Below are 19,497 nucleotides of genomic sequence, written 5' to 3' on the forward strand. Positions count from 1 at the left end.
TGTTTTGAAAATACATAAGAACTTTACCAAAAGTATATCGAAAAGCGCTTACAAGTCGTTCTTTTTCTAGATAATAGTTGATAGTATAGTCAATGTACAGTGAGTTGGAAGTAGTTATTTCTGAAGAAATTTTAACTTAGGAGGGAGAAATATGGAAAATACAATTGGTCTATTACATATCAGAGATGATTCTGAGCAGAACGATCACATAGAGTTATTGATAAAACGGACCCTCATTGAACAACAGTATTCACTAATTGAAATTACAGAGAAAGAACAAATAGGATCGCTGGATGGTCTGGTGCTTAACTTGGAAAAATCATCTGATTATGTTAAAGCATTTCAGTGGTTGATTAATTTACAAGAGGAATATTCCTTATTTATTTGGATTCTGATTGAAGGAAAGGATTCTGAGCTGACAAAATTGTATCCTCACTTAAGTAAAAATTCAGTAATCGAAATTATTGAGTCAAATCAAGGATTTGAGGAACTAGGAATCAAAATAAAAAATGCGCTCAATTACAAAAATCACTTATTAAACGAGATAGAACCGAAAAAAAAATCTGATTACCATTACTTAGACCCGGCCAAGCTAAGTCTAGTGGTTCATGACAAAATAATAGCATTAACCCGAAAAGAATTCAAAATATTTGAACTGTTATATAAAAACTTAGATAAAGTTATGACCTATGAGCAAATCACTGAGGTACTCTATGGTAACTCATTAGGAAAATCACTAGAAAAGTATCGGGTCGCAAACTTCATCTTCCATATCAGAAACAAATTAGAAGAACAAAGCTATTTTGAAATTGAAATTATTCGAACAAAAGGATATCTACTTACCTATTCAAAAAAAGAACGATCTCTTTTGGAAAACCAAGACAAAAAAGTTTTATAATGATCGCTCATAGGAGAAAGACTAGATAAACTTAAAAAACTACGTAATTATTCAAAGAAATGGATGGCTAAAAGTGTGAAAGACAAAAAGACCTATTATCAGAAATATCGAGGCTATTATCTCGGACAATTGATCCTTTTGGTAGGATGGATCACTAATTTTATTCTTTTTTCAAGATTTTATGAAGAGGCCTTATTTTATGTAGATAAAAATGCCAAATTTATTATTCAGTTATTGTTCATCGTGACTTATTACTTGAGTGATGTACTAACGTATTTATTTGTCGCTTTTTTACTGATGACATTAAATATCTTCCTGGTCTTGATGTTTTATACCAAAAATAAGCGCGAAGGAATCAAACAAAAAGAGAGAACTTATTCAATGATCGTATTTCTAGCGATTATCGGAATAAGTACTATAGCGCTATTGATAACGATTATTTGGCCGCTGTTTTTATTACTATTTATCGTTTCTCTGACGATCGTTTATATCATATATGTCATTACAAAATCTTTATATGAAGAAAAAGATGAATTGTACGAAGAAAATGAACTAGTTAAAGTAGAAGGTCCTTTCCAAACAAAGGCAGTAGCAGAAGAATATACCAAAGAATTTTTGAAACATTGGATGGAGTATTTTACTAAGCAAGGTCTTAATTTAGTAGCAATTACTAAATGTGATGAAAATGATGAGTGGTATGTTGAAATCATTGTTCAATCAATTCAATAAGAATAAATACTAGTAGTTAGGAGAACTTTTTTTCATGAGAAAGATTAATGCGATATATCTAAGCCTTATCTGTGTTTTTTCATTATTTTTTTTTGCTGATCAAGTAATGGCTGCAGATGATGACAATAATCTAGGCTATACAGTGACACTGGTACAGTCAAATACCCAAATCGATCCCAATAAAAGTTATTTTTATGTGAAAACGACGCCAGGAGAAGCGCAAACATTAGAAGTAAGAATCAAAAGTACCAAAAAAGAGAATGTGCGGATCAAGATCTATGGCACCAATGCGATTACAGGAGACGGAGGAACGATCGAGTACAGCAATGACAAAACGTATTACGATTCGACCTTAAAAGAGCCGGTTACATCAATGCTCAAAATCCCAACGCCAGAGATTACTGTTGGGAACTACGAAGAAAAAACAGTGACAATCCAATTGACGCCGTCTAAAGAAAAGTATGACGGGGTCAAAATGGGGGCAATCGTCTTCGCTTTAGATCAAGGCGAAAAAGCCAAAAGTGGTGTCTCAACAGAATTTTCATATCGAGTAGGATTGATTACTTCCCAATCAGGAGATGAATTCAATAATGCTCAAACGTTAAATTTAAACTCCGTAAAGGCCTCAATCAAGCGCGGGAAAAAAATGGTTTTAGCGAATTTACAAAATCCTGAACCTAAAGTATTAGAAAATTTAAGTATCGTCGGCACGATGACGAAAAAAGGGACCGCTGAAGTCGTTAAAAGAAAATCTGTTGAAAATTACAGCATGGCGCCAAACAGTTCGTTTGATTTTGAAATGGACTGGGGCATTGCCGATCTGCCATCTGGAACTTATAACTTGAAATTAGATGCATCAAATGATTATCAAGAATGGCAGCTTAGCAAGGAGTTTACAATTACCAACCAACAGGCAAAAAAAATGAACGAAGAAAGTGCCTTTAAAATTATTACGCCAACTTGGATTAAGATTACCGCAATTTTTTTATTAGTTGCCACTGTTTTGATTATGTCATCAACGTTTTTTAGAAGAAGAAAATGGGAGAAACAATGGAAAAAAGTAAGAATTGCAAAACGAAAAAAACAAGGAAGTAAAATAAAAAAACGAAAAAAAATCAATAGAAAAGATGGTGAATAAGGATGAAAAAACCTTACTCTATTTGGCCGTTGTTTTTTGTGGTAGGTGTGTTTTGGGTCTTGTTTAGCCAAGCAACCCAAGCGTTAGGGGAGCAAGAGAAAACAGAAACAGGTATATCATTCAATCAGTCTGTTGAACCAGATGAACCGAAATCACCAATTTACGAGACAAAAACACCCGTTTATCCAGAAACGGATGGGGCACTACCGCATTTAGGACAAATGATGACATCTTTTATTCTATTACTGTTGGGTGTCGCTTGTTTGATTGTATTTCTAGGAGTGATTAGTTTACGTAAGGTATATAGCATACATGTATAGGAGTGTAAGATGAAAGATTATTTGTGGATTTATATATTGGGAGGTATTGCCTCTGCGTCGTTGATTTTTTTTCTGGTAACTCTTTCCAGAGATGTATTTTTAGCCAGAAAACTAAAGAAAAAGAAATTTGATTTAGCGGTTAATTTTAGCCTATTAGTCGTGTCTATTGCAAGTCTAGGATTGATTATTTATTTATTTGTTCTACTAAAAGACCAAATCAAACTGATTGGCTAGATTATTGCAAAAAGTATTATCCTGTGAACAATTTATAACAATAACTGTTACCAATTTTATTTACGTTAAATAAGAAGGGTGATTAAATTTTGAAAAAGATACTATTTACAACATTACTTGCATCATCAGCACTATTAATTTTTGCAAAACCTGCGAATGCAGAAGAAGTCGGAAATGAGCAAACAGATTTGGGGATTCGTTTTGATACAGACGGACCGAATAAACCTGGACAAGGACCATTCAAAGATAACTTGGCATTAGTATGGACACCATCTAAATTTGATTTTGGTCGTCAAGCAGCAACAGCGAATATTGCTACATACAGCAATACTGTAGCCGGAGATCAATATATTGTCGTGAATGATGACAGACAAGAAGCGGAAACTAGTGGTTGGAAAGTGACGGCTAAATTGTCTAAATTAGTTTCTAGCGACAGCTCAGCTACAGAATTGCCATCAAAACTAACATTTACTTTAGGTGATGCACAATCGTACGGTATTGGTGAAGTTGATCCAGATACAAATGACTTTTTACCAAATCCAATCGAAGGAAACTTAGGAAAACTTGCTGATTCTAACAATATCACTGTTAGTAAAAGTGTGACATTAGAAGCTGGTAATACAACTTCAACAAATATCATTGCTAAAACAAAAGCGGATGCTGTTAAAGGCGGTTTTGCTACAAAATTATCAGATACTAAATTAACTGTTACTAAAGGTACGGGAGCTGCCGGTAAAGCATTCAACGCTAGCGTAAACTGGAGTCTTGACAACACATACTAAGAAATAACTTGGTTGTGTGTTGCTACAAATAAGTAAGTAAAGTTGGTTGACGGTTATTGTTATAAGTTGTTCACAGAATGAATAGGCACTAAATAAAATCAAGTATTTATTTTACAAGGAAAGAGGGATCAGTAGATGAAAAAGCAGAGTATCAGCATATTATTGGTATTGTTTTGCCTAGCATTATTTTTTGATCCCATTAAAGGTTTGGCTAAACAAGATTCAACGAATTTGATTGGTGGATTATCGTATGAAGTTTTATACCCAGAGAATCAGAAAAATAAGAACCTAGGCTACTTTGATCTCCAAATGAAAACGGGTCAAGAACAAAAAGTTTCCCTCAAATTATACAATTCATTACCAAAAAAGTTAACCGTGGAAGTTCGGCTAAATACTGCAAAAACCAACAGTATTGGGAAAGTTGAATATGGACCAAACGAGCTAAAAGAAGATGCGTCTTTGATAAATGAGTTTATCAACATTGTCAAAGGGCCAAAAAAAGTAGTGATTCCTTCTAGAGGGAATTCTCAAGTCGACTTAGTGATTTCTTTACCCAAAGATACACCACAAGGCTTGATAGCAGGTGGCATTCAATTACAACCGGTAGCAGATAGCCAAGCGAAGGAGCAAAGTAAAAAAGATGTCGTAGTAAATGAATTTGCTTTTTTAGTCGGGATGTTACTAAGAGTTGGTGCTACTGACAGCATAAAACCTGAGCTAAAACTAAACAAAACATACATAGCATTTAAAGAGAGTAAAAGCCATTTTTTTGTCAATATTTCCAATATCCGTCCTGTCTATGTTGAAGGCATGGAGGTAGTCATTCAAGTAAGAAAAGCCAATAAACAGAAAGTGTTGTTTGAGTACCAAAAAAAGGGGATGAGAATGGCACCGAATTCGATGATCGATCTTCCTGTTGATTTAGCAGATAAGGGGATAACCGCAGGGGATTATTCGGCTCAGATCGATGTTACATCAAAAACTGGCGGCAAATGGTCTTGGACAGAAGATTTTAATGTCAATGCGTTAGAAGCAAATGGCCTTAATAAGCAACTGGTAGAAAATAAAACAGGTAATAAAGTGATTTTTTTAGTGTGTTTTTTGATTTTATGTGTGGGTGTACTTGTCTTTATTTTGAGTTATAAAGCAATAAAACGTTAAAGAATGAAACCTAGAAATAGGAAGTAATAGTTTGTTAAAAACGAAAGAACGAAAAGGGAACAGTTCAAAATAAACAATAGTGCATCAATCCTAACACTCTTCTTGAGTATCGCCTTAAATAAGCAAGCAAAATACTCCAATTAACGATCTGGTTCGAGCAGTTGAACTAAATAGGTGATAGCGATACAAAGGAGGTGTTGCGATAAGTGTGTATTTGAAAGATGATCAAAATAATAAAGAAAGGAGAAAAAATGAGTAAATTAAAGAAGAAAACTATTTCAAGTATTGTAGGAATAGCTTTAGTAATAGTATGCATATGTAGTATTATTTTAAAAAAAGCAACACCTATATCAGCATCCCAAGATAACAAGGTTGAACAAAGCGTTTATTCTTCTGTTGAGGAAGCAAGTTTAAAAGAAAACAACGACTTATTTGTTAAAAGTCAAAATACTAGAACAACTATATTACTACGAAACTATAGTCAATTTACAACTGTAAATCCCGACGGAACTATTGCTGAACCTGATAAAGTTTCAGAGAGTTTTGGTACTGCTCTTAAAGGGACCGCAAGTAAAGTTTATCATAATGGTAAACTTGTAACCGGTGGATTTGCGTACAGTGGTGTGGTCAAAGTAACTGATTCAGGAAGAGATAGTACTGGTAGGAGCTTCGACACCTATTTCATATTAGGTGAAAATTGCAGTTTTGATTTGTCAGAGTTAAAATTAGCAACAAGTTTGACTGCGTTAGCAACTTTGACTATAGAGTATAAATATTCTGATGGATTGCCGGTAGTTGGGAATATTTTAATGAATTTCAATTTTTCAACAGCTACGTATTTTGAATTAAATGAGAATAATTTGTTCGGAGTATTAGGTGATACTAATGCTAAAACTTACGGTATCCTTGATCATGATGCGCCATCTGGAAGAGTTAAAATTAGGCCAGGAGAAGGGATTACAGCTGGAGCAACATCTGTAACCTCAATAATAACAAATAATAAAGTGGAAAATATGACCTTTTGGAATTCCCATAGTAACGGGAGCCTTTCTTTTCTAAATTGGACTGGAGTTGAAATCAAACCGAAACAAATGGCAGGAAACATAGAAGGGCATCAAAATGAGTTTAGTACAGATAAAAAAAAGTTATTTACAGGAAGACAAATGGTTTCAAAATCACCATGGAACAAGTTATATGACGCATTTTTTTTTGAAATACTAGCTAATGATAATTTACTACTAAACCCAGATGACATAAAAATTTATTCGGTTATTGATAGTAATAGAGAAGATATTACTACAAAATTTTATAAAGAAAAAAACAATGATACTGGAAATATCATTTTATATCCATTAAATAATGATGAGTCATTGTATAACAAATTAATTGAGTTTGAGGTATATGGTAGTTTAGATATGAACAAAATACAACAATGGTGGCCGCTAGTAGATACAAATAATAACTTAAATTTGAGTACAAATTTTTCAATTCAGGTTAATTATGATGGGATTTCAAAAAAATTCTCAAGTAACACGGATGAAATGTCTTTCAAAAATATTAAATTCTCTAAAATGAAAATCATTGCTGAGCCAGAAGTCTTTAATGTCTATCCAGATTATACTGAATATCTTAAATCTAATTATAAGTTGAGTAAGATACCTACAGTGAATGATCACGGAACAGTTCATATTACCTACCCAAATGGTAACAAAATTACAACACCGTTTACCCCGAATGGTCCAAATGAATTTGATAGTCAATTAACAATTCCAAGAACTGAATTGCCAGAGCAATTGAATGAAGAGCCTGGAACAATCAAGGACTATGATACTTCTTTATTGGCGATTAATGAAACTGAGCCCTATAATGGTTTGACATCAGAGGATTATGCCGTGAAAATCAAGGTGTATAATCTTGGCGCAAAACCGATTCCGCAAATCATCAAAAAAGGCACGACTTTCACTAAAAAAGCTTCTGAAGTGATTCAGGATGTGGTTATCTTACCTGGACATACTGCCTCATACGAATATGAAGGTGACATGCCGGATACGTCAATCACTTGTTTAACCAGTGTGATGGTACGAATGACCGATGCAAATCAACCAGACAAGACAACGTTGGTCAAAGTGCCAGTCGAAGTGATTGATGAAACACCACCATCTAGAGGGCTTTATATTGCAGCGAATGATTTCATCAGTAGACCAGAACCGTTTCAAAATCTGACTGAAAATAAAATCAATAAACAGATTCTTAAACAATCTGAAGCAGTTGCTTGGGATGTAGCAACAGGTTCCAGTAAGGATATCACGCTTTCAGTTGAGTCGACAACATTACCTTTAAATCCTGAACATGGAATTTATAAGGCAACGTTACAAGCAGTCAGAGGAACAGAGACAGTCAAGAAAATGATCACGATAGATATTCAAAGTAATCAAAAAGTGAACGTGGAGTTCGTCGATGAAACAGGAGAAGCGTTACATGATAAAATTACTTTCGATAAAATTATCGGGACAACGATTGATTTAACGGAAGAAACAGAAGTTCAAAAAGTACTTGAATCGATTCAGGCTAAAAACTATCAATTAGTTAAAAAACCAGACAATGAAACGAAGATACCTGTAACAAGAGAAGAAAGTACGGTTCAATATCAATTTAAAGGAATGCTATTTGTACAATCTTCGCCAAACTTTTTGAATTTCGGCCGTAAGACTTTAGGGATCCCGTTTATAAAAGTCGAAAAAGCGAAATACGACAAATCATTGATTGTTTGGGATAATCGTAAAAACGGCGGTGCTTGGAATTTAACGGCGACGTTAAAGAAACCATTGACTAGTCAAGAAGATCCAAGCAAAATTCTACCTGCGGCTATTCGTTACAAGGTAAGTGATACAGAAACAGTTATTTTATCTGAGAATACAACACAGCCAATAGCGAAGAGAACACATGAAACCAAAGGGCAATATAACGTAAGTAATGAGTGGGATAAAAACGAATCTGGCTTGTTGTTAGAAGTTCCGTCTGGAGAAGTATTACAAGCAGGTGGCTATCGAGCAACGATTTTATGGCAAGTTGAACAAGCACCGTAGTGGATAAATAAAAAAGTTTCACCCATCGTGTATTCTTTTGGGTGAAACTTTTTTTGTTCAATTCATTTAGCAAATTACTACGCGCAGTATGAAGAAATGAAATAAAGAATTATTCCAATACTATTGGATTTTTAGGAATTGACAATAGAAGAAACTTAAATACTAGATATCCCAAAAACAGTCAAATCTGACACAAGCATGTTGAGTTAGAATTATCTTAAATATATACTTCCTAAACAAAGTTTTTTTTAGAAAAAAAGACATAATACTCAATTATTCGCTAATCTGCTTATCTAGAACCTACGATAAACGTATATGTAAAAACGTCCACAGAACATCATCAAAACGATCTTTATTTCTAATTTTATCCCCATATACAATAAAAAACAGATGAATTAATACGTACCATATATTGGTGGGATCCAGCTTTTTGTTATATTAATTATAAAAAATTACCCACAATATTTTTTAGAAAAAATGTTATAATCTTTTTAAATGAATGATTATTTTTTGTGAAGCGATAGGAATGTTGTATATAACCGGTTCTTTTTTTTGTTACACTAAAGGAAGTGACAGGAGGACAGAGGATGAAAATAGAGACAGAGTATAATTTATACAATCAACCGATTAGTTATCAAGTAGACAACTGGTCTACAAGAGAGTATCCAGCTAAAGTATTGCTAGAAGGAACATATTGTCTATTAGAAAAATTAGATTCAACTAAGCATTTTGAAGACTTATATCAAGTTTATGGACCAGAAAGTGATCCTAAGAATTGGACGTATTTACCAATGAATGCTTTTGGAAATAAAATAGAGTTTGCTGAATACTTAGAGTCTGTTAGTAGCTCACAAGACCCATTTCATTATGCAATTGTTGACAAAACTAACGGGAAGGCATTAGGCACATTAGCATTAATGCGTATAAATACGGAACAGGGGTCAGTGGAAGTTGGGTTTGTAATTTATTCCGATCAGTTGAAGAAAACTCGAATAGCTACAGAAGCACAGTATCTTTTAGCTTGCTATGCATTGGATGAATTAGGCTATCGACGGTATGAATGGAAATGCGATGCATTAAATGAACCTTCTAGAAAAGCGGCGTTACGTTTAGGTTTCGTATTTGAAGGGATTTTTCGAAATGCTTTAGTTTATAAAGGGCGTAATAGAGATACCGCATGGTTTTCTATTATTGAGAGCGAGTGGCCAAAGATAAAAACTCGGATGGAATCATGGCTGTCGAGAGATAATTTTACCATTGATGGCGAGCAAAAAAAGCGTTTAAATGAATTATAAATACAAACATATGTTGTTTGAAAGGGCGGTCACGAAATGAAAAAATCTGAAATTCAATTAGTTCAAGTCGCTAAACCAATGACTTTTACAGATGTTGCACCAACTTTTTTAACGGATGACACGATGCGTGAAAGAAAGCAAAAAGTCTTGGAAAATATGAAGTCAGAAGAGTACGATGCGTTAGTGGTTTATGCAGATAAAGAACATGGCGGGAACTTTGAATATTTAACTGGCTTTATTCCTCGTTTTGAAGAAGGATTATTGGTGTTGGATATTTCAGGAGAATGTACACTGATTCTAGGTAATGAGAACTTGAAGATGGCGAAGGTTGCTCGAATTGAGAACCAGTTGATTCATAGCCCATTATTCTCTTTACCAAATCAACCGATGGATAATGAAGCAAGGTTAGAACGCATTTTTGAAAAAATAGGTTTGTCTGACAAAGATAAAATCGGGGTAGTGGGTTGGAAAATGTTTACAACAGCCGAATCAGACAACGAGTCTTATTTTGATTTGCCTTATTTTATTATCCAAGCGCTTTTAACAAGTAAAAAGGAACAAGCTGTGCTTAAAAATGCGGCACATTTATTTATCCGCAGTGATAAAGGTGCTCGTACGACAAATAATGCAAATGAAATTGCCCATTATGAATATGGTGCAAATTTGTCTTCTAGTTGTATGTTAAAAGCTATGGATGCTGTTGAAGTAGGTGTAACTGAAGCTGTATTAGGCAACGAACTGACTGCTGAAGGACAAACCAACACCGTGGTGACAATTGCTGCTACTGGACAGCGTTTTGAATACGGCAATGTATATCCAACCCATAAACAAGTGAAATTAGGTGATCCACTGTCCTTAACGACGGCATATAAAGGAGGGCTATCTAGCCGCACGGGTTTTGTGATAGAAAATGAGAATCAACTTCCTGAAAATCAACAAGATTATTTAGAAAGAGTCGCTAAACCTTATTACCAAGCCATTACAAAGTGGTTGGAAACGATAAAAATTGGAATGGCAGGAAAAGAACTGTATCAAACAATCGAAACTGTTTTTCCCCAAGCTGATTATCACTGGCACTTAAATCCTGGACACTTAGTATCAGATGAAGAATGGATGTCTTCACCGATTTATGCAGGATCTGAGGAAACGTTGAAAAGCGGGATGATTTTGCAAATTGATATTATCCCATCTGTGGCAGGATATACAGGGGTAAGCGCTGAGGAATGTGTAGCGTTGGCTGACGTAACGTTACAAAAACAGTTAAAAGAGGATTATCCTGAGCTATGGCAACGAATTAGCTCAAGGAAACGTTATCTCAAAGATGTATTGAATATCGATTTAAGTGAAGATATTATCCCTTTATCAAATACAGTGGCTTATTTAAGACCGTTTTATTTAGCGAAAAATCAGGCTTTTCGCTGGATAAAATAATACTTAAAAAATAAGAAACGTCTCTTCATATTCGAAGAGGCGTTCTTTATGTTATTCCCAAAAGCCATTGTTACACGTGAAACATTTACTTGATTTCTTTTAAAAGAATGTTATTTTTCAAAGATTCAACTGACTCAATAGATACATATCCCACCGCTTGTTCAAGAGCATTACTCATCCCGCAAGCCATCCCGTAACGCAAAGTTTCTTCTATAGAAAGACCTTGGTCTATAGCGAAAGCAATGCCGCCAACTGTAGCATCTCCAGACCCCGTCGGATTGATAATGTCGATTGGGGGAATAATAACATCGAAGATCTGCTCATTATACTTTGCCACTGCGCCATCTCCGCCACAAGAAACCAGAATAAAGGGAATTCCCTGCAATAGTGGGTGGTTTAGGTGTTCAACCACATCATTTTTACTACGAATAGGAATACCTAATAACTCTGCAAATTCGTGGATATTTGGTTTGATAAAAAATGGTTTGGTTGTCCCTTGTAGAACATATTGCAGTTGTGTACCTGAAATATCTGTTAGAATTTTTATTTCTGAACCAAGTTGTGCCTGTAATTTTTGCAAGTAATCCTGATATAATCGCTCGTTTTTCGTATTAGCTGATCCGCACAGAGCAATGATTGGGCGTTTTTTTTGTTGAGATGAGAACTCAATGACTTTCTCTATTATTTGTTGTGCTGTTTTCTCTGTTATTTCAGGACCTAGCTCGACAATTTCAGTTTGATTTTTCTCTTGGTCCATAACGGTTACAGCATTTCTTGATTCCCCGCTGATTGCAAGAAAGTCTGTGTTAAATGGTTCATGCTCAAGTGCAGATTGAATCAGTTCTCCATTTATCCCAGCTAAAACGCCCAGCGTAGTTACGTCACTACCTAAAATTGCTGCTGTTCTTCCTGCATTGATCCCTTTCCCCCCAACAGCCTTTACAGGGTTACTACAGCGGTTCATTTCGCCTAAGGTAAATGTATCTGTAAAATAAATAGAATCCATGGATGGATTAAGTGTCACTGTTAGAATCATTGTTGTTTTCTCTCCTTCAGCTACCTAGCTAATCTGGGTTTCTGAAAGAGCATACCAAACCCAGTTAACTTTTTTTATTTAATAATGTGCCATAAGATTGATAAAAATTAAGTGTCTGTTCGTCAATTTGATCATCGGTGATTACATAGTCTAAATCAGACAGCTTATAAAAAGTATAAACATCGCTCACATTGAATTTTGTACTATCTGCTACAACGATTTTTTTCTTAGCATTTTTAAAAGCAGCCCGTTGGACGCCGCCTTCTAAATAGTTTGAGGTAGTCACATTATTGTTGTAGATGCCATTTGTTGCAGCAAAAGCAATATCGATATTGATTGTTTCAAATGTTTTCTCCGCATGTTCCCCGATAAATTCTTCCGTAATAGGTGTAAAATCCCCTCCAGTCAACAAAATTCGATAGTCCGTGTGTTCAATCACATAATTGAATGCCAACAGGCTATTTGTAACAATCATCAAATTTTGTTTTTTGATAAAAGGTAGCGCGTATAGAATAGTCGTTCCTGCGCCAACAAAAACAACTTGATGATCCTGGATCAAAGAATTCATGATTTTTCCGATATATTCTTTTTGCTCAATATGGAGGTTGATTTTTTCATGAGTGGCCAATTCCTTATTTTTTCGATCGATTTTTTGTGCACCACCATATAGACGAACGAGTTGGTTCGAGTCACTCAATTCGTTGATATCTCGGCGAATCGTCATTTCAGAAACATTCAGCTCCTCAGCGATATCGGATACTGTCATAAACGTATTTTTTTCCAGTAATTCTAAAATATGCGCATGGCGCTCTCTTTTTAACATAAGTATGTTCCCCTTTTTGTTCGAAAATGTTTATCTATTACATTTTAAACGTAAAACGAACAAAAAACAATCAAAAGAAAGCGTTGACAAACCTTTGCACAAGTTGTATTCTTTTTGTATAAACAAAGTTTAACATATATTTACAAAGTTGAACATAAAAAGTTTAAATATGTTAAAAAGTATAGAGGAGGAATCAAAGACATGAAGCAGATGTTTCAACCAAATTTGATCGATTTACGAGTAAGTGTTCAAGAGGAGGAAGAACTATTTGAGTTGATTGCTTGGCGATTGCAGCAAGCGGGATACGTGAATTCAGGGTATTTAGAAGGGATCATCTCAAGAGAAAAAAGGTTTCCAACGGGTTTGATCACAGAGTACCTCAATATTGCTTTACCTCATTCTGACACGGAATATATTGAAAGGCCTTTCATATATATCGTAAGAACAACAAAACCGATCAAGGTCAAACAAATGGGAGATAATCAAGAAATGGAGGTGAGCGATTTATTTTTCCTAGGAATCAAAGAGCCCTCAAAACAGGTTGGTTTATTACAGGAGTTAATGGTCTTATTTCAAAATGAAGCATTTGTGTCAGAGCTAAAAGCGACAACAGAAAATGAAGCAGTATTCAACTTATTCATGAAGCAATGGGAGGAAGTTAAAAATGCCTAGAAAATTAATTGTAGCGTGTGGTAGCGGTGTTGCAACGAGTACAACTGTAGCTGAAAAAATCAAAAGCCAATTTGATGCTGATAATATTGAGTATCCAGTAGAAGCAGTCGATTACAAATCGATTTTACAAGAATTACCAAGTGCTAGTATCTATGTTTATATCGCAAAACCTGATGATGAGGTACTTGAAGCAGCGGAGAAACTAGGTGTTTCGGTGTATGCGGGCGTGCCGTTTTTGACAGGCATGGGTGTTGATGAAGTGTACGAAGGAATTGTCAACGATACGAAGAAATAAAAAAGCGGTTCAGGTTATGACGAACCTGAACCGTAGTAGATAGTGAGAATGAAGCAATGCTTTTCTCTCACGCTCTAAATTAAAAAAGTATACAAACTAATCATACCAAAAATTTAAAGAGATAGGTAGGTAAAAGAGATGGGGATTTTTCAATCTGTGATTGATTTTATATTGAATCTTGGTTCAGCTATTTTTGTTCCGTTGATTATCCTAATTATCGGGCTGATTGCTCGGATGCCACTGAAAAAAGCGTTTATGTCAGCTGTTACACTCGGTGTTGCATTTACAGGAATGAGTATGGTGATCAGTTTTATGTCGGATGCGGTCAGTCCTGCATCTGAGGCGATGGCCAAAAATACAGGAATCAGTTTGCCAGCTCTAGATTTAGGTTGGACGGGTGCGGCAAGTATTACCTGGTCATGGTCTTATGCATTTGTTTTTTTCGCAGTCGTTTTAGGCGTGAATTTTATTATGCTTCTATTAAATTTAACGAAGACACTAAATGTCGATATGTGGAATGTTTGGGGTAAAGCGTTGACTGCGTATCTGGTGTATTTTATCAGTGGATCACTTGTTGCAGGGTTCATTGCGGCTGTTGTTCAAGTCGTTTTAGAACTAAAAATGGGCGATATGTTCCAACGGCATATTCAAGATTTAACAGGGATTCCTTTAGTGACGGTAACCCATTTGATGAATATTTCGGCTGTATTGATGCTGCCAGTTAATATCGTGATGGATAAAATCCCATTCTTTAATAAAAAAGCCGATACTTCAGCATTGAAAGCAAAAATCGGGATTTTTTCTGAAAATAGCGTGATGGGATTCATTATTGGTGTATTGCTTGGTTTTGGAGCAGCGTACGGGATTTCTGGTTCGTTGAATTTAGGGATTAAAGTGGCAACGGCGATGGCATTGTTCCCGATGATTAGTAAGATGTTTATGCAGTCTCTTTCTCCTTTAGCGGATGCGATGTCAGAGATGATGAAAAAACGCTTTAAAGATCGTGAAGTTTTTATTGGTTTAGACTGGCCCATTTTGGCAGGGCGTTCTGAGATTTGGGTAACAGCGATCATCTTAGTGCCGATTTTCATTGGTTATGCCATGATCTTACCAGGCAATCAAGTATTGCCTTTGGCTGGCATCATCAATTACTCGATTGCAGTTGGAGGATTATTACTGACTGGGGGAAACTTGTACCGCATGATCACACTTGGCATTATTTATACGCCGCTTTATTTATATGGTGCAACGTATCTTGCACCAGTGTTGACAGGTTTAGCGAAAAAAACAGGTGCAGTTGATTTAAAAGGCGGCAGTATAACATGGTCATCGATTGAAGGACCAGAATTTAGAATTTTGTTTGCAGAAGCAGCCAACTTGAATGTTGTTGCCATTATTGGTTTTATCATGTTTATCGCAATGTTCGTTTGGTTATATAAGTATATGGCAAAAGAACCTGTGCCAAGCGCACGTTACGAAGAAGTGAAGGATTGAATAAAACATAGAAAGGACCAAATGATATGACTCAAAAAGGAAAATGGATGATCCTACTATTTGTAGATAGTTTACTGTTTATACTAGCATTATCAATTAATATCGTTCCATTGTATTTTCTAGTCATGCTCCTTTCTTTTGTCATTTATAAATACGGAAATCCAGTACTTTTTAAGGAATACGATGATAGAAAGAAACAAAAATATAAAGAATATCAAGTGGTGCAGGAAGCAGCGAAAAAAGCGATCCGCACAGGTAAATTACTAAAAAAGAAGGAGCTGTAGTAAATCATGGCAGATGGAAGAATTTTATTTGAACGTGAAAGAGAAGATATGGCAAAAATCGTACAACTGATTTTTGAGCGTAAAAATACCAATGTTGCTGGCGGAAATTTTTCATTTAAAACAACGGATAAAGAGGGGAAAGAATATATTATCATGACCCCTACAATGATGTCTCAAGCCTATTTAGGACATGTTTCCCCGTCACAGATTTTAGTGGTGGAACCTCATACAAGAAAAGTCGTTGCAGGAGAAGGGGGATTAACAAGAGAAATCAATATGCATGAAGCGGTATATGATGCGAACCCTGAAATTAAATCTGTTTTACATGCTCATGCACCCAATAGTATGTTTTGGGCCACTAGTGGCTTAGATATGCCTAATTTGACCGAAGCGACTCAGAAAGTCGAATACATTGAAGTCTTGGAATTTGAGCCAAACTGTTCAGAGGAGCTAGCGGAAATCGTCAGTAATCATATTAAGACAATGCCGAGAAAAACATTGCCTCATGAATTTTTGTTGGATAGTCATGGCGTGTTGATCACAACAGGTGGTGAAACAGGGATGGAGGCTATTCATTCGGCTTTAGCTATTCTGGATACAGTCGAGTGGAACGCCGAGATTGCGTATAAGCAAACGATTTTTCAAAAGCTTGGTATTTTAGATGGCTACTATTCTAAAGGGGTTAAAATAGGCACGATTGAAGATCTGATCAATCGTGAGCCGATTTATAACCAAAAAATCAAAATGACAGCTGGCGGAGACTAAGAAGGAAAATATCAAAATGAGGTTGGAACAAAAGGGAGTGATTCTGCTCCAACCGTTTATCTGGATTCCACGTGAGTGGATATAACTCGAAGAGTTATGTCCCACTCACGTTTCTTTTTTACTGAAAATGAGCGGGATTTTTTTCTGCTATAATAGAAAGAAACATTTTATTAACTGTGACAAATCTTGCTAAAAACATTGCAAGAAATCTCTATTTGCGTTAAAGTAAGAAAAGACAACTGTGAAACATTTTCCTGTTTCACGCAAGGAAGGAAACGTATGACACCAGAAGAATTTAAACAACTATTAAGCCAAAAAGGCATTGATTTGTCAGATGAGCAAATGGCACAATTTGCTCGTTATTTTGAATTACTCGTTGAGTGGAACGAAAAAATGAACCTGACAGCAATTACGGAAAAAAAAGAAGTTTACTTGAAACATTTTTATGATTCTATCTCATTGGCATTTTTTGAAGATTTTTCGACAAATAAATCGATTTGTGACGTTGGTGCAGGAGCAGGATTTCCCAGCATTCCATTGAAAATTGTTTTTCCAACATTACAAGTCACAATAGTTGATTCATTAAATAAACGAATCACTTTTTTAACTGAATTAGTAAATGAGTTGAAGTTGGAAGAAGTCTTTTTGTATCATGACCGTGCAGAAACGTTTGGTCAAAAAACTGAATTTCGTGGTGCTTTCGACTACGTAACGGCCCGTGCAGTTGCTCGTTTAAATGTATTAAGTGAACTGTGTCTACCGTTAGTCAAAAAGGATGGTTTTTTCTTAGCCTTAAAAGCTGCCAAAAGTGAGGAAGAAATTATTGAAGCCAAACCTGCAATTGCTATCTTAGGTGGTAAATTTCAAAAAGAAGTTTCCTTTGAACTACCAGTCACAGCGGATGAGCGCCATATCGTTGTAGTGCAAAAGAAAAAAGAAACACCAAAAAAATACCCAAGAAAACCAGGGTTACCAAATAAACAACCAATCAAATAAGATGGAGGGACACAAATGGCACGAATAATTTCTGTAGCGAATCAAAAAGGCGGCGTTGGTAAGACAACGACCACCGTTAATCTAGGTGCTTGTCTTGCTTATTACGGCAAAAAAGTGTTGCTGATCGATATTGATGCTCAAGGAAACGCAACAAGTGGTATCGGCGTACGTAAACCAGATGTTGCGACAGATGTTTATGACGTATTAGTAAATGAAGAACCAATCAAGAATGTGATTCAGCAAACGTCTAGAGAAAATCTAGATATCGTTCCAGCGACAATCCAGCTTGCCGGAGCAGAAATCGAATTGACTTCGATGATGGCAAGAGAATCTCGTTTAAAAGCTGCGATTGAAGAAGTAAATGATATTTATGATTTTGTTTTGATCGATTGTCCGCCATCTTTGGGACATTTGACTATCAATGCCTTTACAGCGAGTGATTCGATTTTAATTCCAGTGCAATGTGAGTATTACGCACTTGAAGGATTGAGCCAACTCCTTAATACGATACGTCTTGTTCAAAAGCATTTTAATCCAGAATTACGTATCGAGGGTGTATTGTTGACGATGTATGATGCTAGAACCAACTTAGGTGCTGAAGTCGTAGAAGAAGTTCGCAAGTATTTCCGTGAAAAAGTCTATGACACCATTATCCCTAGAAACGTTCGATTGTCTGAAGCGCCAAGTCATGGTTTGTCGATTATTGATTATGATCCCCGTTCACGTGGTGCCGAAGTGTACCAAGCACTAGCAAAGGAAGTGTTGGATAATGAGTAAAGGAAAAGGTTTAGGTAGAGGTATTGATGCATTGTTTCAAGATTTTGCTAGTTTGGAAGATGTAGATGTTCAAAAAGAAGAAGTACTTGAAATTCCTTTAAATGAACTTCGTCCGAATCCTTATCAACCAAGAAAAACATTTGATGAGGCATCTCTTCAAGAATTAGCGAATTCGATACAGCAATCGGGTGTTTTTCAACCAATCATTATCAGAAAATCTGCCGTCAAAGGATATGAAATCATTGCTGGTGAAAGACGTTTCCGTGCTTCAAAATTAGCAGAGAAAGAAACCGTCCCAGCGATTGTCCGTGAGTTCGATGAAGAAGCAATGATGCAAGTTGCCGTGTTAGAAAACTTGCAGCGTGAAGATTTAAATCCACTAGAAGAAGCAGAAGCGTATGATATGTTGATGAAAAATTTAAAGTTAACACAAGTGGAAGTTGCAGAACGTCTTGGAAAAAGCCGTCCGTATATTGCAAACTATTTACGTCTGTTGACCTTACCAACTCAAGTCAAAGAAATGGTTCAAGGTGAAACTCTATCTATGGGACAAGCTAGAACGTTACTTGGTTTAAAAGATAAGGATTTAATTTTAACTCTAGCAAAACGAGTGGTAGAAGAAAACTTGACTGTCCGTCAGCTAGAACAAATCGTTAATGATTTAAATGAAAATCAAGGCAAAAAAATTTCTAAGAAAGAGAAGAAAACGGTTAAAGATAAACCTTATTACATTCGTGAAAGCGAAGATCGCTTAATGGATAAATTCGGTACAACCGTTGCTATTCAAGAAAAAGAAGGCAAGGGTAAAATTGAAATCGAATACCTTTCACCGTCAGATTTAGCAAGAATTTTAGATATTTTAGAGATACATTTTGATGAGGCTTGATTGGCAGGATAAACAAAAACGTGGAGCGAAACTTTTTTAGTTTCGCTCCACGTTTTTATATATTTTAAACAGGACTATACGTATGAAATATGAAAAAAATACATTTATACTAAGTTAATATTCACTATAATTAGTATATTTCAAAATAACATAATTTTTCTTGTTTTTATATAAAATAAGAAAAATTTATAATTGTTAAATTAAAGCATATGTCTATAGGTTACTAGAGGCTCAATTAAATACTCACTATAACGAGTATACAATAAATAATTTGGACATGTCAATGAGGAATAAAAAAATAACAATATATTTAATTTATGGATAATAGATGCGATTTAACAGGTAAATCATGTATTTAACGATTAAATATTAATAAAAAGCTACGTTATTATAGA

General features: G+C 35.4%; 20 protein-coding genes. 18 read left to right on the forward strand and 2 right to left on the reverse strand.

Annotated elements, in window-relative coordinates; genetic code table 11:
* Positions 1–151: 151 nt before the first annotated feature.
* The 10 genes from I580_RS12585 to I580_RS12630 all read left to right on the forward strand — a co-directional run bounded on the left by I580_RS12585 (position 152) and on the right by I580_RS12630 (position 11,074).
* The gene (locus I580_RS12585) at positions 152–898 is read left to right on the forward strand and encodes a winged helix-turn-helix domain-containing protein (RefSeq protein WP_010770251.1); all 747 of its coding nucleotides are present in this window, start codon (positions 152–154) and stop codon (positions 896–898) included.
* Positions 899–973: 75 nt separating this feature from the next.
* Complete coding sequence (locus I580_RS12590) at positions 974–1,627, forward strand: hypothetical protein (protein WP_010770250.1); 654 nt, start codon at positions 974–976, stop codon at positions 1,625–1,627.
* Between the two features lie 34 nt (positions 1,628–1,661).
* Entirely contained in the window at positions 1,662–2,765 is a 1,104-nt protein-coding gene (locus I580_RS12595; RefSeq protein ID WP_010770249.1) for a WxLIP family cell surface protein, read from the forward strand.
* 2 nt (positions 2,766–2,767) lie between these two features.
* Entirely contained in the window at positions 2,768–3,085 is a 318-nt protein-coding gene (locus I580_RS12600; protein WP_010770248.1) for a hypothetical protein, read from the forward strand.
* Positions 3,086–3,094: 9 nt separating this feature from the next.
* On the forward strand, positions 3,095–3,319 hold the full coding sequence (locus I580_RS12605) for a hypothetical protein (RefSeq protein WP_010770247.1): 225 nt from the start codon (positions 3,095–3,097) through the stop codon (positions 3,317–3,319).
* An 89-nt stretch (positions 3,320–3,408) separates the two neighbouring features.
* The gene (locus tag I580_RS12610) at positions 3,409–4,101 is read left to right on the forward strand and encodes a WxL domain-containing protein (RefSeq protein ID WP_010770246.1); all 693 of its coding nucleotides are present in this window, start codon (positions 3,409–3,411) and stop codon (positions 4,099–4,101) included.
* Between the two features lie 135 nt (positions 4,102–4,236).
* Positions 4,237–5,262, forward strand: a complete 1,026-nt coding sequence (locus I580_RS12615) for a WxLIP family cell surface protein (protein WP_010770245.1) — start codon at positions 4,237–4,239, stop codon at positions 5,260–5,262.
* A 251-nt stretch (positions 5,263–5,513) separates the two neighbouring features.
* On the forward strand, positions 5,514–8,348 hold the full coding sequence (locus I580_RS17275) for a MucBP domain-containing protein (protein WP_010770244.1): 2,835 nt from the start codon (positions 5,514–5,516) through the stop codon (positions 8,346–8,348).
* A gap of 587 nt (positions 8,349–8,935) precedes the next feature.
* The gene (locus I580_RS12625) at positions 8,936–9,643 is read left to right on the forward strand and encodes a GNAT family N-acetyltransferase (RefSeq protein WP_010770243.1); all 708 of its coding nucleotides are present in this window, start codon (positions 8,936–8,938) and stop codon (positions 9,641–9,643) included.
* Between the two features lie 36 nt (positions 9,644–9,679).
* Positions 9,680–11,074, forward strand: a complete 1,395-nt coding sequence (locus I580_RS12630) for a M24 family metallopeptidase (RefSeq protein WP_010770242.1) — start codon at positions 9,680–9,682, stop codon at positions 11,072–11,074.
* 85 nt (positions 11,075–11,159) lie between these two features.
* On the opposite strand, the gene I580_RS12635 is transcribed toward I580_RS12630, so the two are convergent.
* Both I580_RS12635 and I580_RS12640 read right to left on the reverse strand, forming a co-directional pair.
* A complete protein-coding gene (locus I580_RS12635) occupies positions 11,160–12,110 on the reverse strand; it encodes a 1-phosphofructokinase family hexose kinase (protein ID WP_010770241.1) in 951 nt (316 codons plus the stop codon).
* A 64-nt stretch (positions 12,111–12,174) separates the two neighbouring features.
* Entirely contained in the window at positions 12,175–12,933 is a 759-nt protein-coding gene (locus I580_RS12640; protein WP_010770240.1) for a DeoR/GlpR family DNA-binding transcription regulator, read from the reverse strand.
* 201 nt (positions 12,934–13,134) lie between these two features.
* Here I580_RS12640 and I580_RS12645 point away from each other — a divergent pair, with 201 nt between their 5' ends.
* From I580_RS12645 to I580_RS12680, 8 genes are all read left to right on the forward strand, one after another.
* The gene (locus I580_RS12645; RefSeq protein ID WP_010770239.1) at positions 13,135–13,605 is read left to right on the forward strand and encodes a PTS sugar transporter subunit IIA; all 471 of its coding nucleotides are present in this window, start codon (positions 13,135–13,137) and stop codon (positions 13,603–13,605) included.
* Positions 13,598–13,900 carry a PTS sugar transporter subunit IIB gene (locus tag I580_RS12650; RefSeq protein ID WP_010770238.1) on the forward strand — a complete coding sequence of 101 codons (303 nt, stop codon included), beginning with the start codon at positions 13,598–13,600 and terminating at the stop codon, positions 13,898–13,900. Before I580_RS12645 ends, I580_RS12650 begins: the two co-directional genes overlap by 8 nt.
* A 138-nt stretch (positions 13,901–14,038) precedes the next feature.
* Complete coding sequence (locus tag I580_RS12655; protein WP_010770237.1) at positions 14,039–15,394, forward strand: PTS galactitol transporter subunit IIC; 1,356 nt, start codon at positions 14,039–14,041, stop codon at positions 15,392–15,394.
* A 26-nt stretch (positions 15,395–15,420) separates the two neighbouring features.
* Complete coding sequence (locus I580_RS12660; protein ID WP_010770236.1) at positions 15,421–15,678, forward strand: hypothetical protein; 258 nt, start codon at positions 15,421–15,423, stop codon at positions 15,676–15,678.
* A 6-nt stretch (positions 15,679–15,684) separates the two neighbouring features.
* Positions 15,685–16,443 carry a class II aldolase/adducin family protein gene (locus tag I580_RS12665; protein ID WP_010770235.1) on the forward strand — a complete coding sequence of 253 codons (759 nt, stop codon included), beginning with the start codon at positions 15,685–15,687 and terminating at the stop codon, positions 16,441–16,443.
* Between the two features lie 279 nt (positions 16,444–16,722).
* Positions 16,723–17,439, forward strand: coding sequence for a 16S rRNA (guanine(527)-N(7))-methyltransferase RsmG (rsmG, locus tag I580_RS12670; protein ID WP_010770234.1), 717 nt, complete (start codon positions 16,723–16,725; stop codon positions 17,437–17,439).
* Between the two features lie 15 nt (positions 17,440–17,454).
* The gene (locus I580_RS12675) at positions 17,455–18,216 is read left to right on the forward strand and encodes a ParA family protein (protein WP_010770233.1); all 762 of its coding nucleotides are present in this window, start codon (positions 17,455–17,457) and stop codon (positions 18,214–18,216) included.
* Positions 18,209–19,102, forward strand: coding sequence for a ParB/RepB/Spo0J family partition protein (locus I580_RS12680; protein ID WP_010770232.1), 894 nt, complete (start codon positions 18,209–18,211; stop codon positions 19,100–19,102). The genes I580_RS12675 and I580_RS12680 overlap by 8 nt, the downstream gene beginning before the upstream one ends.
* Positions 19,103–19,497 lie beyond the last annotated feature (395 nt).

The sequence above is a fragment of the Enterococcus caccae ATCC BAA-1240 genome, assembly GCF_000407145.1.
Taxonomy (GTDB): domain Bacteria; phylum Bacillota; class Bacilli; order Lactobacillales; family Enterococcaceae; genus Enterococcus_L; species Enterococcus_L caccae.

What these genes read in the sequence shown, in the direction of transcription:
- I580_RS12585 (WP_010770251.1), top strand. Translation starts at nt 152, where the DNA reads ATGGAAAATACAATTGGTCTATTACATATCAGAGATGATTCTGAGCAG.
- I580_RS12595 (WP_010770249.1), top strand. Translation starts at nt 1,662, where the DNA reads ATGAGAAAGATTAATGCGATATATCTAAGCCTTATCTGTGTTTTTTCA.
- I580_RS12600 (WP_010770248.1), top strand. Translation starts at nt 2,768, where the DNA reads ATGAAAAAACCTTACTCTATTTGGCCGTTGTTTTTTGTGGTAGGTGTG.
- I580_RS12605 (WP_010770247.1), top strand. Translation starts at nt 3,095, where the DNA reads ATGAAAGATTATTTGTGGATTTATATATTGGGAGGTATTGCCTCTGCG.
- I580_RS12615 (WP_010770245.1), top strand. Translation starts at nt 4,237, where the DNA reads ATGAAAAAGCAGAGTATCAGCATATTATTGGTATTGTTTTGCCTAGCA.
- I580_RS17275 (WP_010770244.1), top strand. Translation starts at nt 5,514, where the DNA reads ATGAGTAAATTAAAGAAGAAAACTATTTCAAGTATTGTAGGAATAGCT.
- I580_RS12625 (WP_010770243.1), top strand. Translation starts at nt 8,936, where the DNA reads ATGAAAATAGAGACAGAGTATAATTTATACAATCAACCGATTAGTTAT.
- I580_RS12630 (WP_010770242.1), top strand. Translation starts at nt 9,680, where the DNA reads ATGAAAAAATCTGAAATTCAATTAGTTCAAGTCGCTAAACCAATGACT.
- I580_RS12635 (WP_010770241.1), bottom strand. Translation starts at nt 12,110, where the DNA reads ATGATTCTAACAGTGACACTTAATCCATCCATGGATTCTATTTATTTT.
- I580_RS12640 (WP_010770240.1), bottom strand. Translation starts at nt 12,933, where the DNA reads ATGTTAAAAAGAGAGCGCCATGCGCATATTTTAGAATTACTGGAAAAA.
- I580_RS12645 (WP_010770239.1), top strand. Translation starts at nt 13,135, where the DNA reads ATGAAGCAGATGTTTCAACCAAATTTGATCGATTTACGAGTAAGTGTT.
- I580_RS12650 (WP_010770238.1), top strand. Translation starts at nt 13,598, where the DNA reads ATGCCTAGAAAATTAATTGTAGCGTGTGGTAGCGGTGTTGCAACGAGT.
- I580_RS12655 (WP_010770237.1), top strand. Translation starts at nt 14,039, where the DNA reads ATGGGGATTTTTCAATCTGTGATTGATTTTATATTGAATCTTGGTTCA.
- I580_RS12660 (WP_010770236.1), top strand. Translation starts at nt 15,421, where the DNA reads ATGACTCAAAAAGGAAAATGGATGATCCTACTATTTGTAGATAGTTTA.
- I580_RS12665 (WP_010770235.1), top strand. Translation starts at nt 15,685, where the DNA reads ATGGCAGATGGAAGAATTTTATTTGAACGTGAAAGAGAAGATATGGCA.
- rsmG (WP_010770234.1), top strand. Translation starts at nt 16,723, where the DNA reads ATGACACCAGAAGAATTTAAACAACTATTAAGCCAAAAAGGCATTGAT.
- I580_RS12675 (WP_010770233.1), top strand. Translation starts at nt 17,455, where the DNA reads ATGGCACGAATAATTTCTGTAGCGAATCAAAAAGGCGGCGTTGGTAAG.
- I580_RS12680 (WP_010770232.1), top strand. Translation starts at nt 18,209, where the DNA reads ATGAGTAAAGGAAAAGGTTTAGGTAGAGGTATTGATGCATTGTTTCAA.